Here is a 15,176-nt window from a genome sequence, read left to right on the forward strand (position 1 = left end):
GCGACGACCGATGAGCCTGCAGACCCGGCTGATGACAGCCGTGATCGGGTTCGTGTCGCTCATCCTCGTGATCGTCGCCGTGATCACCAGCGCGACTCTCGGAGCGACTCTCGAGCGTCAGCTGGAGGACCGGCTGAACGGATACTCGAGTCAGGTGGCCAAGTTGGTCACGCAGGTGCCCGCCAAATACGCGACGATCGACTACATCGTCGAGGGGACCAACCCCGTACCCGGAATCCTGCTGGCGGTATCAAGCTCCGACGGGGGCACGGGCGGGGTCATCTTCCCCGACACGAAGAGCCAATGGGACGGCGTGTCCCAGACGCTCACGAGCGCCGACCTCGATCGCATCGACGCGGCACTGGGCGGTCGAGTCAGCGGCACGGTGACTCTGGACGACTTCGGTTCATACCTGGTGGTCGTGAAGCAAGCCCCCAACGGCGTCAACGTCGTGACGGGTCTCCCCCGCACCGAGATCCAGAACCAGCTGGCGACGCTGCTCACCGTGATCGCCCTCGCGACGATCGGCGGCCTGATCCTCCTCGCGCTCACGACGGCCATCACGATCCGCGTCGGTCTGAGACCGCTGCGCGCCGTCGCGGCCACCGCCACCCGCGTCGCGAATCAGCCGCTCGATCGTGGCGAGGTGCAGATCACGGAGCGCGTTCCTGCCGCAGAAGCAGATCCGCGCACCGAGACCGGGCTGGTCGGGGCCTCGCTGAACACCCTGCTCGATCACGTGAACGCCTCCCTCGCGTCGAGGCAGAAGAACGAGGAGCGGATGCGGCGCTTCGTCGCCGACGCGAGCCATGAGCTGCGCACTCCGCTGTCGTCGATCCGCGGCTACTCCGAGCTGTCGCTGCGCGCACTGAAGCAGCAGGGCGGTGAGGCGGCCATCGAGAGCACCACGACCTCACTCGAGCGCATCCAGGCCCAGTCGCTGCGCATGACGCGCCTCGTCGAGGATCTGCTGCTGCTCGCCCGCCTCGACGAGGGGCGCGAGCTGGTCTACGGCACCGTCGACCTGACCCAGCTCGCGCTCGAGGGCCTCTCCGACGCACGCCCGACCGCGGCCGACCATCACTGGAACATCGAGGCGCCGGACGAGCCGATCGTCATCGTCGGCGATGCAGGGCGGATGCATCAGGTCGTCGCGAACCTCCTCGCCAATGCGCGGACGCACACACCCGCCGGCACTTCGATCACCCTCCGCGTGAGTCGCGAGGGCGATGACGCCGTGCTGCGGGTGCACGACGACGGGCCCGGCATCGACCCAGGAGTGCGCGATGAGCTCTTCGCCCGGTTCGCGCGTGGCGACAGCTCACGCGCTCGTCAGACCGGCGGCACCGGCCTGGGACTGGCCATCGCGAAAGCCATCGTCGAGGGCCACGGCGGCCACCTGACGGTCGCCAGCGAACCCGGCGACACGACGTTCACGGTGCGACTCCCGCTGACCCCCGCATCCGCCGCATCCGCCGACTCCGCCGACTCCGCCGACTGACCCCGGGCCGGCGCCCCTCCCACCCGCAGGTACCGTCTGCAGGACCGAGACACGTTTGCAGGACGAACGGACGAGATCGGTCCCGCATCCGTGCTTCCGCCCTGCAGACGGTACGGGGTACCGCTCTGGCCGGGTCCGGTGCGTGGAAGTCATCGGTACCGTCTGCAGGACCGAGACACGTTTGCAGGACGAACGGACGAGATCAGGCCCGCATCCGTGCTTCCGTCCTGCAGACGGTACGGGGTCGTGCACACGGCGAAAGAACGCCCCTCGCACGTCGAGCCGACCTCCCCTGCACCGATCGTGAACCGGTGACGCACTCTCCCCAACCTTCAGTTCCGGTCATGCCGTCGTCTGAGAACCGGCGGGATCGTTCAGATGTCGACCGCCGCACACGTCCTCTCCCACCTCGGCGATGTGGCCAGGGGCACGGCTCTGCACGACTTCGGACTCAGCAGACGAATACTCTCGGCAGCCGTTCGCGACGGCACGATCACCCGCGTCCGCAACGGAGTGTTCGCAATACCCTCTGCACCCGTCGATCTGCTCACCGCCGCGGCGCATGGCGGCGCGCTCACATGCTCTCGCGCTCTGCGCATGCACGGCATCTGGACGCTCGACCACGATGCGAGTCCGCATGTCTGGCTCGGAACGCACGGCCGAACCCACCACGTCGAGTGCGCCTGCACCGGTCACCACTTCGACGGACGAACGGTGCTCGGTCTCGCTCCCCTGCAAGACGCCCTCGTGCATGTGTACCTCTGCCGAGGCGATGAGTCGTTCTTCGTCTCCATCGAGTCAGCCCTGAGGCTGCGCAAGATCGGAGCGGCAGGTCGAGCGCGCATCCGCTCGCGTCTGCCGGCGAAGGCACGGTGGCTCGTCGATCTGGCTCGGACGGATGCCGACAGCGGCCTCGAGTCCCTCCTGCGGATGCGGCTTCATATGCTCGGCATCCGTCTGGCATGCCAGGTCGAGATCCCCTCGGTCGGGCGCGTGGACTTCGTGCTCGATGAGCTGCTCATCCTCGAAGCTGACGGGGCAGAGAACCATGACAGCGAATCGCACCGCCATCGAGACCTCCTTCGCGATGCGGCGGCATCCACGCTGGGGTACGAAACCCTGCGTTTCGACTACGCACTGATCGTCCACGACTGGCCGATCGTGAAAGCCGCGATCATCGCGGCCGTTGATCGCCTTCGCGCGCGGGTCTGACGGGCCGTCTGCAGGACCGCGCCGACCACAGAGCCTTTGTCCATCGGCATCCCGACCCGGTCTGTACCGAATACAGGACCACGGCACGAGTGCAGGAGGAAACCAGTAAGAGCGTCGCGCAGAACGTGCAGGCATCCTGCAGACGGGCCGGGGAGAAACCGGGGCGATGATCAAGATCATCCCTCCACAGGGGATGCCGTCGGGTTGGCCGCAGAACGAACCCCGGGCTCAGTACCCGGCGAAGGCGTCGGTCGTGAGGGAGCGGGCCTTCTGCAGTGCGGGAGCGAGGTCGGCGATGAGCCGCGGAGGACCGGAGATGTACGAGTGCCGCTCGCCGATGTCGGGAACATACCGCTCGAGTCCCGCCGCATCGAGGCGCGCACCCTGCGCCCAGGTCCAGTGCGACGGAAGATCGGCCGGCTCGTCGCGCGTGAACACGATGACGCGCGCGCCGGTCGAAGCCAGCTCGTCGCGGAAAGCCAGCTCCGAGCTGTCGGATGCCACATAGACCAGCACGACGTCACGCCGCTGCTCCGTGAGCTGGAGCTGCCGCAGCTGTGACACGAACGGGGTGACGCCGATTCCGGCGGCCACCATGAGGACGGGGGTCTCAGAACGCGGAAGGAGGAAATCGCCCCAGGTGCCCGTGACGGCGAGCGCAGAACCCGGTTCCGCTGCCGCCAGTGCTCGCTTGTAGCTCGAGGGATGCTTCTGATCGCCGTCCTTGTAGGCGATGCGGAGCGTCGGGAGGTCTGCCGGGGCCGAGACGATGCTGAACTCGCGGCGGGTTCCGCGGGCGTCCGGGCGGGCGTGCGGCACGTCCAGCTCGAGGTACTGCCCAGGCAGGAAGCTCACCTTGCCCTTCGCACGGAACGTCAGCTCCTGAGCGGTCGGGGTGATGAACCGGCGCTTCTCGAGCACGAGCCGCACAGACCCTCGCAGCGCGAAGGCGAACGCGAGCAGATTGCCGATGAGCAGCGCACGCTCCTGGCCGAGGGTGAAGAGGCCGCCGATCGCGATCGGCCAACCGGCCAGCGCTCCGACGAGAACGGCGACGGAGTACTGCTGCCACCGGCGCGGCGGCAGAGTCAGCGGCTCGGAGAGCATGAACGCTCCGAGGAACAGGAACGGCGACTGCAGGATCGCGAACGAGAGGGCTGCTCCGGGATCGAAGGCGATCGCGAACTCCTGAGCCTGCACCGCCTGTCGCAGGATCGACACCGCGATCGCCACGAGGAGGAAGACGACGACGATGCGCACCTTCTCGGTGCGCCAGAGGACGGCCAGTCCGAGGATCAGGACGGGGACGAACAGCGACGGTGTGCCCACCCACCACGACGACGACGTCCCGAGCCATTCGAACGCTCCGAATGATCCCAGGATCGATACGACGGCCGCGCCGAAGGCCGCAGGGTTGAGGATGTGCCGACCGCGCCACGCGATCAGGTACTTCGACAGGCTCGCGACGGCTCCCGCGATGGCGAGCCCGAGGAGGGCGGTCGGCTCGATGCCGGGACGGAGCACGAAGAGCAGGATCAGTGCCGTGACCAGCGACGACTCGATGCGCCACGGCAAACGCAGGATGCGCTGGGCTGCCGCATCCACCAGCGAGATGACCACCGCCAGCACGACGAAGGTCGCGAGGATCTCGACCGGAGTCGGCGAGACGATCACGCCGAGCGCCGACAGCACCACGGCGATGAGCGCCAGCAGCAGCAGCGCGAACAGCACCAGGCGGTACATGGATATGCCGCCGAGCAACGCGAGGACCCGCTGCCGCAGCGCGGTGATGGAGGTGATCACAGGTCTACTCTTCCCTACTTCGGAGCCTCATCGGCGGGTGGTGAACAGCTGCGCGGGGCAGCCGGGCGAACGCTCCGCACGTCCGTCGGTCGTCATCCGCACCCACTCGACGCCCCACGATGCGGCGAGTTCGGGCCCGCCCTCGAAGAACAGGGCGGTCGCCACGGCATCCGCTCGCATCGCATCAGGGGCGATCGCCCACGTGGCTGCCCACGTGCGGACCGGCACCCCGGTGCGGGCGTCGAGCACGTGGTGCAGGCCGTCTCCCCACGCCCGGCGGTTGACCGCCGAGGCGCAGAGCGCGGCGTTCTGCAGCTCGATCACGCCGATCGCCTTCGTGGCATCGTACGGATGCTCGAGTCCGACACGCACCGCGTCTCCGCGGACCCTCATGTCGCCTCCGGCATCGACCACGAGGTCACCGGGCACGTCCGCGAGGACCTCGGCCACGAGATCGACCAGACGCCCTTTGCCGAGCGCCCCGACGTCGAGGAGAACGGGAGCGGATGCCGTGGCCTCCCCCGCGGACCAGCGCACGCGCTCAGCCCAGTCCCCCGGGGCGGCGATCGGCGAGCCCGCGACGAGCGAATACGACGCGTCGTAGCCGAGGGCATCCAGGCTCTCGGCCACGAGGGGGTTCACCGCGCCTGCGGTCGCGGTCGACAGGTCACGATAGGCATCGAGCATCACTCCCGCATCCGGCGACGAGATCGTGCCGCCGTCTCGGCCGACACGGGTCACCGACGAGTCCTCGCGGAACCTCGACCACTCCCGGTCGAACCGCTCGATCTCGGCGCCGACACTGTCGCGGTCTTCCGCGCCGAGCTCGTGCGACGTCTCGATCTCCCAGAGTGTGCCGATCGCGTCGAAACGCCAGATCGCCATGACGTGATCAGGCGCCTCAGGCGGCGGCCTGCTCTTTGATCGACTCGACGGCCTCGTTGAATCCGCCGCTGGTGAGCGACGAGCCCGCCACGCGGCTGACCTCGATGTCGTCGAGCGACTTGCCCACGACCTCATCGGCGATGCCGCCGATGAACTCGCCCTGGTACTGCTCGCTCTCGCGGGCCTGCGGGTCGCCGGTCACCTCGACATCCGTGACCAGGCCGTCGGCGACGGTGAGGGTCACACTGATCGTCTCGACGGTCTCGGGCGTCTGGTACGAACCGTCTGCGGTGTAGGTACCGTCGGTGTACTCCCCGCCGGCCGCCGCGCCGGAATCGGTCGATTCGGTGCTCGTGTCGGTTCCGGTGTCGGTGGACTGGTCTTCGGCGTCAGCCGTGCCGGAGCATCCCGCGAGGACGAGGAGTCCTGCGACACCGGCCAGGGCTGCGCCCTTGCGAACAGAAGTCGGTACAGTCGTGCGGATCATGATGGTCCTCCCGGCCTTGATGGGTGTGTTGTGTCGACCGTAGGGACAGCGTCTATGCGCGGGCTGTGTCCGATATATGAGTCGCCTAGGCGTCTCCGCCGAACATGCTCGTGACAGATCCGTCTTCGAAGACCTCATGGATCGCGCGTGCGAGCAGCGGAGCGATCGGAAGGATCGTGAGCTTGTCCCACTGTCGCGACTCGGTCAGCGGGATGGTGTCGGTGATCACGACCTCGTCGATCGATGCGTCCTGCAGGCGCTCGGATGCCGGGTCGCTGAAGATCGCGTGCGTCGCGGCGACGATCACGCGGTGTGCGCCACTCGCCTTCAGTGCCTGCGCCGCCTTGACGATCGTGCCGCCGGTGTCGATCATGTCGTCGACGAGGAGGCAGGTGCGCCCCTCGACCGTACCGACGATCTCGTGCACCGAGACCTGGTTGGCGACCTTCGGGTCACGGCGCTTGTGGATGATGGCGAGCGGCGCACCCAGGCTGTCCGACCAGGTGTCGGCGACGCGGACGCGGCCCATGTCGGGCGAGACGACGGTGAGGATCTTGCGATCCTCGGCGCTCAACGTGCTCTTGAAGTAGTCCATCAGCACGGGCTTGGCGAAGAGGTGGTCGACGGGACCGTCGAAGAATCCCTGGATCTGCGCGGCGTGCAGGTCGACGCTCATGACGCGGTCGGCGCCGGCCGTCTTCAGCAGGTCTGCGACGAGGCGGGCGCTGATCGGCTCACGTCCGCGGCCCTTCTTGTCCTGACGCGAATACGGATAGTACGGGGCGACGACGGTGATGCGCTTGGCCGAGGCGCGCTTCGCCGCGTCGATCATGATGAGCGTCTCCATGAGCCACTCGTTGACCGGCTCGCCGAAGGTCTGGATCAGGAACAGGTCGCAGCCTCGGATCGACACCTCGAACCGGGCGTAGATCTCACCCGATGCGAAGGTGCGGTGCTCGGTGGGCACGACCTCCGTTCCGAGCGATTCGGCCACCGCCGCGGTCAGCGCGGGGTGCGATCGACCACCGGCGACCACGAGTCGCTTCTTGGTCTTGGCCACGAGACCCGGAGCGATGCCGTTGTCCCGGTCCAGATCGACCGTCTTCTTCTTGCGCGCCATCGTTCTGCCTACTCCGCCACTCGGGTTCGGGCTGCGGCGTCTGCCGCGCCCGTGCCTGCCCTGTTCTTCTCGACCCAACCCTCGATGTTGCGCTGAGGGGCGACGCTCATGGCAAGGGAACCGGCGGGGACGTCCTTGCGGACGACGGCGCCGGCACCTGTCTTGGCGCCGGCTCCCAGCCTAACGGGCGCGACGAGGGTCGTGTGCGAGCCGGTGTGCACCTCGTCCTCGACCACGGTGCGGTGCTTGTTCACGTCGTCGTAGTTCGCGGTGATCGTGCTGGCGCCGAGGTTGACGCCGCGGCCGATGGTCGCGTCGCCGACGTACGACAGGTGCGGGACCTTGCTGCCCTCGCCGATCTCGGCGTTCTTCGTCTCGACGTAGGCGCCGATCTTACCTCTGGCGCCGAGCACCGTGCCGGGGCGGAGGAACGAGAAGGGTCCGACCGTGGCCTCCGCACCGATCACGGCGAGCGTGGCGTCGGTGCGGCGGACGATCGCATCCTCACCCACCTCGCAGTCGACGAGGGTGGTGTCCGGGCCGATGATCGCCCCTTCGGCAATCGTCGTGGCTCGCAGGATGTGCGTGTTCGGGAGGATCGTGACGTCGGGTGCCAGGGTGGCGTCGTCGTCGATCCAGGTCGTCGCCGGGTCGATCACCGTGACGCCCTCGAGCTGCCAGCGCCGCACGATACGCCGGTTGAGCAGGCGCCCGACCTCGGCGAGCTGAGCACGGTCATTGACGCCATAGGTGACGGTGACGTCGGATACGACGGATGCCGCGACACGACTGCCGTCGCGACGCAGCAGCCCCGGCACGTCGGTCAGATACATCTCGCCCTGTGCGTTGTCGACGCCCACAGACGGGAGGTATTTGCGCAGGGTGCCCACCCGGAAGACGTACATGCCCGCGTTGATCTCGCTGACGGAGGCTTCGTCTGCCGTCGCGTCCTTCTGCTCGACCACGCGGTCGACGCCGCCGTCTGCATCGCGGATGACGCGGCCGTAGCCGGTCGGGTCCTCGACCACCGCGGTCATCAGGGTCGCCTCCGCCTCGGCGGCGCGGTGCGCATCGAGGAACGAACGCAGCGTGTCGGCATCCGCCAGAGGGCAGTCGCCCGAGAGCACGAGCACGTCTCCGTCGAAGTCCGCGGGCAGTGCATCGACCGCGACCTGCACCGCGCGTCCGGTGCCCGGAACATCGTCCTGGTCGATGAAGACAGCGCCGGGGTAGTCCTTCTCGAGTGCGGCGACCACCTGGTCGCGCTCGTGCCGGACGACGACCTCGACGTGGTCGGCCTCGAGGCGACCGGCCGTCGTCAGGACGTGCCCGACGAGTGGGCGCCCGCCGATCGGATGCAGCACCTTGGGCAGGCGCGAACGCATGCGGGTTCCCTGGCCTGCGGCGAGGATGATGATCGCGAGCTTGTTCCCAGTCATGCTCCGCCGCCAGGACTCGAACCTAGACCTAACAGCTCCAAAGGCTGTCGTGCTGCCATTACACCACGGCGGACCGCGGGCTCCATGAGGAAGCCGCCCGCTCATTCTGCCACGCCGACATCGGCGTGAAACACGACTCTGGCATCCTGCGGTGATGAGCATCGTGATCGACAGGGTGATGACGGCCACACCCGACCTCGCCGAGTTCCTCCTGGCCCACCACGCCGACATGGCGGGCACCGCGCCGGTCGAGAGTCAGCACGCTCTGCCACTGGCCGGGCTCCTCGTTCCCGGAGTGCGCCTGTTCACCGCGCGCGACGGCGGTGTTCTCGTGGCCACCGGGGCACTGGCCGCGATGACGGACGACGATGACCACGAGGAGCTGAAGTCGATGCGCACCGACCCAGCGCGCCGTGGCCGGGGGCTGGGCTCCCTCATGGTGGAGGCTCTGCTGGCCGATGCTCGTGATCGCGGGGTGCGCCGGGTGTCGCTCGAGACCGGGAGTGCCGACTTCTTCCGACCGGCACACGCACTCTATGCTCGCGCCGGATTCCGGGAGTGCGGGCCGTTCGGCGACTATGCGCTCGACCCGCACAGCACATTCATGAGCGTCGAGCTCGAGGAGGTCGGGCCTCCGGTGCCTCGCACGCGATAATGGACGGATGACTGAGGCGGATGAGGTCGACCGGATCGTCGGTGCCTGGAACACCCAGCGACCCGATCTCGACTTCTCACCCCTCGAGGTGCTGTCGCGGATGGATCGACTGACCAGGCTGCTCGACCGGGCCCGCAGGGATGTGTTCCGGCGCAGCGATCTGGAGGCCTGGGAGTGGGACGTGCTGTCGGCTCTGCGCCGCGCGGGCGCGCCCTTCCAGCTCTCCCCCAAGCAGCTGCTGCAGCAGACGCTGGTGTCGAGCGGCACGATGACCAATCGCATCGACCGGCTGGTCGGTCGGCGTTTCGTGCGTCGGGAGGGCGACCCGGCCGACGGTCGCAGCGTGCTGGTCACCCTCACGGACGACGGGCGCATCAGGGTGGATGCCGCGATCACCCGTCTGGTCGACGTCGAGGACGACCTCCTGCGGGCGCTCTCCCGTGGTGACCGCGATCGCCTGGCCGCGCTGCTGCGCAAGCTGAGCCTCAGCTTCGACGCGTGAGGATCTGAACATGGCCATGCTCTCCCCTCTTCCGGTGCGCGACGGCGTCGGCGCGACGCGTCTGCACGTCCCGATGAGCGGGGACTGGCCGACGGTGGGCGCCTACATGATCGAGCGCTTCTTCCACCTCGATCCCGAAGGCCTGCTCGCCCGTTTCGACCGCGGCGAGATCGTGGCACGTGACGGCAGCCCCCTGGCTCGAGACACCCCTCTGGGAGTCCACGAGTTCATCTGGTACTACCGCGATCCGCCCGTCGAGACTCGCCTGCCCGTCGAGATCGAGGTCATTCACCAGGACGACGACCTGGTGGTCATCGACAAGCCGCACTTCCTGCCGACGATCCCGGGCGGCAAGTTCCTGCAGAACTCGGCGCTGATCCGGCTGCGCAACCTGCTCGACAACGACGAGCTCGCGCCGATCCACCGCCTGGATCGAGCGACCGCCGGCGTGCTGATGTTCTCGGCACGCCCGCAGACCAGGGGTCCTTACCAGCTGCTGTTCGAGAACCGGCAGGTGCAGAAGGTCTACGAGGCGGTGTCCGCTCGTCCTGCCGACTGGGATGCGTCGCGATTCCCCCTCGTCTACCGCAACCACATCGTGAAGCTCCGCAACGAGCTGAAGGTCCAGGTCGACGACGAACGCGAGCCGAACGCCGAGACGCAGATCGAGGTCCTCGATGCCGACGAACGCGTCGTGCACACGCTGCTGCGACCGCACAGCGGCAAGATGCATCAGCTGCGGGTGCACCTCGCAGCTCTCGGCCTCGGCATCCTGAACGATCCGTTCTACCCGGAGCTGCGCGGCGAGCGGCCCGACGACTTCGATCACCCCATGCAGCTGCTCGCGCGCGAGCTGCACTTCGTCGATCCGCTGAGCGGCGCGCCGCGGGTCTTCACCACGACGCGCACGCTGCAGGAAGCGCCTGTCAGCGGCGCATGATCTTGCGCGCGAGCCGCGTTCCGAGCATCTGCACGAGGTGCACGAACACCACGATCAGCACGATCGCCGCCCACATGACGAGCGGTTCGAACTGGCGGAATCCGTAGATCTGCGCGAAAGCACCGAGGCCGCCACCGCCGATGAGTCCGGCCATGGCCGTCATGTCGATGAGGGCGACGACGATGAACGTGTATCCGAGGATGAGCGGGCCGAGAGATTCGGGGATCGCCACAGTGAAGAGGATGCGCCATGGTCCGGCACCCATCGCTCGAGCAGCCTCGATGACTCCGGGCGAGACCGACACCAGGTGCTGCTCGACGATGCGGCCGATCGCGAAGGCCGCAGCGAGGCCGATGATGAACGCGCCTGCAGTGGTTCCGATTCCGGTGCCCACCACTGCGCGTGCGAACGGCTGGGCGACAGCCATGAAGATCACGAACGGAATCGGCCGGAAGAAGTTCACCGCGAGGTTCGCGACGACCGAGACGGCTCTGTTCTGAGCGAGCCCGCCGGGCCGGGTGACATAGAGGATGACACCGATCGCGAGACCGAGGATCCCACCGAGCACGAGTGCGAACGACGTCATGTAGAGGGTCTCGAGCGCGGCCGCCCAGAATTCCGGCCACAGTTCGTTCAGACGATCCATCAGCGCGCCTCCTCTCCGGCGATCTCGGTCACTTCGACGCGCTGGGCGATGTCGGCGAGAGTGCGGTCGATCACGGCGTCGTCACCTCGGATCGCGAGCGTGAGGTGGCCGAAGGCGCGACCACGGATGTCGTTGATGCCGCCGTATACGAGTTCGAAGTCGAGACCGGCACTCGCGAGATCGAGGAACACCTGCGCCTGCGACGAATCGCCGTCGCGGAACGAGAACGTGACGAGACGCCCCTGATGCCGATCGCGCAGCACGGCCCGCTCCGACGGCGAGGGCACGCCCTTCACGACGGTGCCGACGAAACGCTGCGACGCGGGGTTCTGTGGGGCGGAGAAGACGTCGAAGACATCGCCCTGCTCGATCACACGACCGTTCTCCATCACCGCGACCTTCGTGGCGATGGTCTGGATGACATCCATCTCATGCGTGATGACCACGATCGTGACGCCCTGCTCCCGGTTGACCCGCTTGAGCAGATCGAGCACCTCGTGCGTGGTCTGCGGGTCGAGGGCGCTGGTGGCCTCATCCGCGAGCAGGATCGCCGGGCCGGTCGCCAGCGCGCGGGCGATGCCGACGCGCTGCTTCTGGCCGCCGGACAGCTGCTCGGGGTAGGCCTTGGCCTTGTCTGCCAGGCCGACGAAGCTGAGCAGTTCCGTGACACGTGTCTCGATGTCGGCCTTCGACCAGCCTGCGAGCTTGAGGGGGTAGGCGATGTTCGCCTTGACGCTCCGCGAGGCGAAGAGGTTGAACTGCTGGAAGATCATGCCGATCCCGCCGCGCACCTTGCGCAGATCGCTCTCCTTGAGCGCCGTGATGTCGACATCGTCCACCGTGATGGTGCCGCTCGTCGCGGGTTCGAGCGCGTTGATCAGGCGCACGAGGGTCGACTTGCCCGCACCGGAGTATCCGATGATGCCGAAGACGTCGCCCTTCTCGATCGAGAGGGTGACGTCGTCGACGGCCACGACCTCGGCGTCTTCGCGGGTGCGGGAGGGGTAGGTCTTCGAGACGTTCGTCAGGGTGACGATCGGCATGTGGTGCTCCGGTCTGCTTCGGGAACGAAGAATCGGGTGACGCACGAAGCGCCACCCGATTCTCCCTCATCGGACGGGGGTGTCACGCACCCGGTCGTCCTACTTCTTGGCCTCGGTGTCCTCCTGGACCTTCTTCAGCGAGGCGACGAGGTCCTCGACCGGGGTCTGGAGCGGCAGGGCCGCGTCACCGGACGACTCGAGCAGACCGGCCTGCACGTCCTCGTTCGTCTGGAAGATCTCCACCAGCTTGAGGTAGGTCTCGTTGTCTGCGTCTTCGGCGCGCGCCGCGAAGATGTTCACGTACGGCAGCGCGTTCGGGTCCTCGGGGTCGTCCTTCGCGATGGCGTCGTCGAAGGTGAGTCCTGCGTCTTCCACGAAGTCGTTGTTGATGATCGCCGCGGCGACGTCAGGCAGCGACGTGGGGATCAGGGCGGCCTCGAGGGCAGTGACCTTGACCTTGGACTTCTCGGTGTCGACGTCGGCGAGATCCGAGAAGATCGTTCCGCCGCTCTTGAGTTCGATGAGACCGGCCGACTGCAGCACCAGCAGAGCACGTGCCTGGTTCGACGCGTCATCCGGAACGGCGACGGTCTCGCCCTCGGGGATGTCGTCGACATCGTCGTGCTTCTGCGAGTACAGACCCAGCGGGTAGATCGCGGTGGATCCGACCGGCGTCAGGTCAGAGCCCGAGGCGCTGTTGTACTCGGCGAGGTACACGATGTGCTGGAACTGGTTGAGGTCGATCTCGCCCTCGGTCAGAGCGGGGTTCGGCTGCTCGTAGGAGCCGAAGTCGACGAGCTCGACCGTGATGCCCTCTTCAGCGGCGGCCTCGACGAACGGCGCCCACTGGGCGTCTCCCTTGCCGACGACGCCGATCTTGACGGTCTCGTTCTCGGAGTCACCGCCGCCGGAGCCGGCGTCGGAGGATGCCGTCGCGCAGCCTGCGAGTGCGACGAAGAGCGGGACCGCGGCGAGCGCGGCGATGACGGATGTGGTCCGACGGGATGCTGTGATGGACATGAGTGTTCGGGTTCCTCTCTTGGGGGACTCGAATACGTTAGACAGGGCGACGTACTGCGCGACAATCGAGCGTCACAGAGCGTCACAGCATTCAGTCGTACTCCTCGATGCCCTGCAGTCGCACCTGCTCGAGGTCGAGCCGGGCCGAGATGCGACGCACCACGAGGTCGTCGACGGTGCCGTCTCTGCGCAGCCCGAGCAGCACCTCGCGCTTGCGGTCGAGGAGAGCGAGCTTCAGCCTCGTGTGCTCCTCGTGCCTCAGGAGCGGCGAGCGCTGCATGACATCGACGTCGGCCGAGGTGGCGAGCATCTGCAGCGTCCTGACCTCGCCTTCTGCGCCGTCTCCGGCGTCGGTGACGGCATCCGGCATGCGCAGTGCCACCTGCGTGGAATTGGCTCCGTCGGCATCCGACCCACCGTCCATCTGCTGGTCGCCGTCGCCGAGCGGATCGGGCTCGCCCAGCATGACGTCGAGCGCCTGTGCCTCGGCATCGACGATGGCCTGCTCGCGGGCCAGCGCGCGGGCGTTCGAGAACTCGAGCATCTGATAGCCCTCGGCGCGCACCTTGTCGCGGATCTCCTGCCCGACGCCGTGCTCCACCGCGAGATCGTCGAGGGCCGCGAGGGCCGCTCCCGAGATCGTGCGCTCTGCCAGCTCGTACTCCTCGTCTTCGGCATGGTCGACGGGGAAGCGCGCCCAGCGGACGATGGCCGGGAGCAGCGGTCCCTGAACCAGCAGGCTCAGCAGGATCACCCCGGCGGTGACGAAGACGATCTCGTCACGCCCCGCGATCTCACCCTCGGTGGTGCTGGCCGCAGGCACGGACAGCGCGATGGCGAGCGACACCGCGCCTCTCATGCCGGCGACCGTCGACACCGCCATCGATCGGGCCCTCGCACCACGAGAAGGACGCGCGGCGTTGCGTCGCTGGAACGGCGCGTTCATCACCTGGAAGAGATAGCGCACGACCAGCAGCGTCACCCACACGGCGAGCGTGATCAGCACGAGGCGGCCGATCGCCGCCGCCGAGATCTCATGCGCGACGAACTGCACCTCGAGACCGATGAGGACGAAGAGCGCGCCGTTGAGCAGGAAGACCCCGAAGGGCCACGCTGCAGCGACCTGACGACGCGACGAGGCGGTCGTCACCCGAGGAGACACGTAGGCGACGATGAGCCCGGCGACCACGACGGCGAGGACGCCGGAGGCGTGCACGATCTCGGCCAGCAGGAAGGCAGAGAACGGGATCAGCAGCAGGGTCACGTTGATGACGGTCGTCGACGAGGTGCGCCGGAGCAGCAGATAGCCGAGCGCCGCGATGACCACACCGGCGGCGATGCCTCCGATGTACGAGGTGAGCACCGACATCGTCACCGACAGCGGCGTCACGTTGCCGCCGAGTGCGAGCGAGATCGCGATGGCGTAGAGCACCAGCGCGGTGCCGTCGTTCGTGAGGCTCTCCGCCTTGAGCTTCATGAACATGCGCCGCGGCAGGAGACGGCCGAGAGCGGCGACGGCCGTGGCGTCCGGCGGGGCGACGGCCGCGCCGAGGATGAGGGCGGTCTCCCACGGCATCCCGAACAGCAGCCCGATGCCGGCGACGGCGAAGGCGGACGCCACGACGAGCAGCGTGCTCATGGGCAGGATGTAACGGAAGTCGCGGCGGATCGACCGCAGCGACGTGGTCAGGCTCTCCCAGAACAGCATCACCGGGAGGAACAGCAGCAGCACCGTCTCGGGCGGCAGCTGGATCTCACGCAGCTGTGGCACGAAGCCGAGCAGCAGGCCCAGGATGACGAGCACGAGCGGCAGCGCGAGCCGCACGCGCGGCGCCAGCAACGTGCCCACGAGGATCGTGAGTCCGATCAGGACGGTGACCTCGAGTCCTTCCATCTGAACCTCCCGGGTACCGCAGGATCAAG

At 67.6% G+C, this 15,176-nt stretch carries 14 protein-coding genes and 1 tRNA gene; 5 read left to right on the plus strand and 10 right to left on the minus strand.

Annotated features, from left to right (window positions below; genetic code table 11):
* Nucleotides 1-10 precede the first annotated feature (10 nt).
* Entirely contained in the window at nt 11-1,501 is a 1,491-nt protein-coding gene (locus ACIP5T_RS15040) for a sensor histidine kinase (protein WP_400865125.1), read from the plus strand.
* Nucleotides 1,502-1,879: 378 nt separating this feature from the next.
* The gene (locus ACIP5T_RS15045) at nt 1,880-2,713 is read left to right on the plus strand and encodes a DUF559 domain-containing protein (RefSeq protein ID WP_400865128.1); all 834 of its coding nucleotides are present in this window, start codon (nt 1,880-1,882) and stop codon (nt 2,711-2,713) included.
* Nucleotides 2,714-2,941: 228 nt separating this feature from the next.
* Here ACIP5T_RS15045 and ACIP5T_RS15050 read toward each other — a convergent pair whose 3' ends face one another.
* The 6 genes from ACIP5T_RS15050 to ACIP5T_RS15075 form a co-directional block, all read right to left on the minus strand.
* Nucleotides 2,942-4,516: an FAD-dependent oxidoreductase gene (locus tag ACIP5T_RS15050; RefSeq protein ID WP_400865131.1), complete on the minus strand. Its 1,575-nt coding sequence runs from the start codon at nt 4,514-4,516 to the stop codon at nt 2,942-2,944.
* A 27-nt stretch (nt 4,517-4,543) separates the two neighbouring features.
* The gene (locus tag ACIP5T_RS15055) at nt 4,544-5,401 is read right to left on the minus strand and encodes an FAD:protein FMN transferase (RefSeq protein ID WP_400865134.1); all 858 of its coding nucleotides are present in this window, start codon (nt 5,399-5,401) and stop codon (nt 4,544-4,546) included.
* Nucleotides 5,402-5,417: 16 nt separating this feature from the next.
* Entirely contained in the window at nt 5,418-5,888 is a 471-nt protein-coding gene (locus tag ACIP5T_RS15060; protein WP_400865137.1) for an FMN-binding protein, read from the minus strand.
* Nucleotides 5,889-5,973: 85 nt separating this feature from the next.
* A complete protein-coding gene (locus tag ACIP5T_RS15065) occupies nt 5,974-7,008 on the minus strand; it encodes a ribose-phosphate diphosphokinase (protein WP_400865140.1) in 1,035 nt (344 codons plus the stop codon).
* Between the two features lie 8 nt (nt 7,009-7,016).
* Nucleotides 7,017-8,447 carry a bifunctional UDP-N-acetylglucosamine diphosphorylase/glucosamine-1-phosphate N-acetyltransferase GlmU gene (gene glmU, locus ACIP5T_RS15070; RefSeq protein WP_400865143.1) on the minus strand — a complete coding sequence of 477 codons (1,431 nt, stop codon included), beginning with the start codon at nt 8,445-8,447 and terminating at the stop codon, nt 7,017-7,019.
* 1 nt (nt 8,448) lies between these two features.
* Nucleotides 8,449-8,520: transfer RNA gene (locus ACIP5T_RS15075), tRNA-Gln, on the minus strand.
* Between the two features lie 81 nt (nt 8,521-8,601).
* On the opposite strand from ACIP5T_RS15075, the gene ACIP5T_RS15080 reads away from it, so the two are divergent.
* From ACIP5T_RS15080 to ACIP5T_RS15090, 3 genes are read left to right on the plus strand one after another with little or no spacing between them, the layout of a single operon-like run.
* Entirely contained in the window at nt 8,602-9,102 is a 501-nt protein-coding gene (locus ACIP5T_RS15080) for a GNAT family N-acetyltransferase (RefSeq protein ID WP_400865146.1), read from the plus strand.
* Between the two features lie 7 nt (nt 9,103-9,109).
* Nucleotides 9,110-9,604 carry a MarR family winged helix-turn-helix transcriptional regulator gene (locus tag ACIP5T_RS15085; protein WP_042537429.1) on the plus strand — a complete coding sequence of 165 codons (495 nt, stop codon included), beginning with the start codon at nt 9,110-9,112 and terminating at the stop codon, nt 9,602-9,604.
* Nucleotides 9,605-9,620: 16 nt separating this feature from the next.
* Nucleotides 9,621-10,544: a pseudouridine synthase gene (locus ACIP5T_RS15090; protein ID WP_400866978.1), complete on the plus strand. Its 924-nt coding sequence runs from the start codon at nt 9,621-9,623 to the stop codon at nt 10,542-10,544.
* On the opposite strand, the gene ACIP5T_RS15095 is transcribed toward ACIP5T_RS15090, so the two are convergent.
* The 4 genes from ACIP5T_RS15095 to ACIP5T_RS15110 form a co-directional block, all read right to left on the minus strand.
* Complete coding sequence (locus ACIP5T_RS15095; protein ID WP_400865151.1) at nt 10,531-11,190, minus strand: methionine ABC transporter permease; 660 nt, start codon at nt 11,188-11,190, stop codon at nt 10,531-10,533. The two genes, ACIP5T_RS15090 and ACIP5T_RS15095, sit on opposite strands and share 14 nt — an antisense overlap.
* Nucleotides 11,190-12,233: a methionine ABC transporter ATP-binding protein gene (locus ACIP5T_RS15100; protein ID WP_400865154.1), complete on the minus strand. Its 1,044-nt coding sequence runs from the start codon at nt 12,231-12,233 to the stop codon at nt 11,190-11,192. The genes ACIP5T_RS15095 and ACIP5T_RS15100 overlap by 1 nt, the downstream gene beginning before the upstream one ends.
* 99 nt (nt 12,234-12,332) lie before the next feature.
* Nucleotides 12,333-13,253, minus strand: a complete 921-nt coding sequence (locus tag ACIP5T_RS15105; protein WP_400865157.1) for a MetQ/NlpA family ABC transporter substrate-binding protein — start codon at nt 13,251-13,253, stop codon at nt 12,333-12,335.
* A gap of 91 nt (nt 13,254-13,344) precedes the next feature.
* Nucleotides 13,345-15,147 (minus strand): Na+/H+ antiporter, encoded by a 1,803-nt coding sequence (locus tag ACIP5T_RS15110; protein ID WP_400865160.1) that lies wholly within the window; start codon nt 15,145-15,147, stop codon nt 13,345-13,347.
* Between the last annotated feature and the right edge of the window lie 29 nt (nt 15,148-15,176).

Source organism: Microbacterium sp. NPDC088619, from assembly GCF_044752825.1.
Taxonomy (GTDB): Bacteria; Actinomycetota; Actinomycetes; order Actinomycetales; family Microbacteriaceae; genus Microbacterium.

Coding starts and splice junctions, on each gene's coding strand:
- ACIP5T_RS15040 (WP_400865125.1), top strand. CDS start 11: ATGAGCCTGCAGACCCGGCTGATGACAGCCGTGATCGGGTTCGTGTCG.
- ACIP5T_RS15045 (WP_400865128.1), top strand. CDS start 1,880: ATGTCGACCGCCGCACACGTCCTCTCCCACCTCGGCGATGTGGCCAGG.
- ACIP5T_RS15055 (WP_400865134.1), bottom strand. CDS start 5,401: ATGGCGATCTGGCGTTTCGACGCGATCGGCACACTCTGGGAGATCGAG.
- ACIP5T_RS15060 (WP_400865137.1), bottom strand. CDS start 5,888: ATGATCCGCACGACTGTACCGACTTCTGTTCGCAAGGGCGCAGCCCTG.
- ACIP5T_RS15065 (WP_400865140.1), bottom strand. CDS start 7,008: ATGGCGCGCAAGAAGAAGACGGTCGATCTGGACCGGGACAACGGCATC.
- glmU (WP_400865143.1), bottom strand. CDS start 8,447: ATGACTGGGAACAAGCTCGCGATCATCATCCTCGCCGCAGGCCAGGGA.
- ACIP5T_RS15080 (WP_400865146.1), top strand. CDS start 8,602: ATGAGCATCGTGATCGACAGGGTGATGACGGCCACACCCGACCTCGCC.
- ACIP5T_RS15085 (WP_042537429.1), top strand. CDS start 9,110: ATGACTGAGGCGGATGAGGTCGACCGGATCGTCGGTGCCTGGAACACC.
- ACIP5T_RS15090 (WP_400866978.1), top strand. CDS start 9,621: ATGCTCTCCCCTCTTCCGGTGCGCGACGGCGTCGGCGCGACGCGTCTG.
- ACIP5T_RS15095 (WP_400865151.1), bottom strand. CDS start 11,190: ATGGATCGTCTGAACGAACTGTGGCCGGAATTCTGGGCGGCCGCGCTC.
- ACIP5T_RS15100 (WP_400865154.1), bottom strand. CDS start 12,233: ATGCCGATCGTCACCCTGACGAACGTCTCGAAGACCTACCCCTCCCGC.
- ACIP5T_RS15105 (WP_400865157.1), bottom strand. CDS start 13,253: ATGTCCATCACAGCATCCCGTCGGACCACATCCGTCATCGCCGCGCTC.
- ACIP5T_RS15110 (WP_400865160.1), bottom strand. CDS start 15,147: ATGGAAGGACTCGAGGTCACCGTCCTGATCGGACTCACGATCCTCGTG.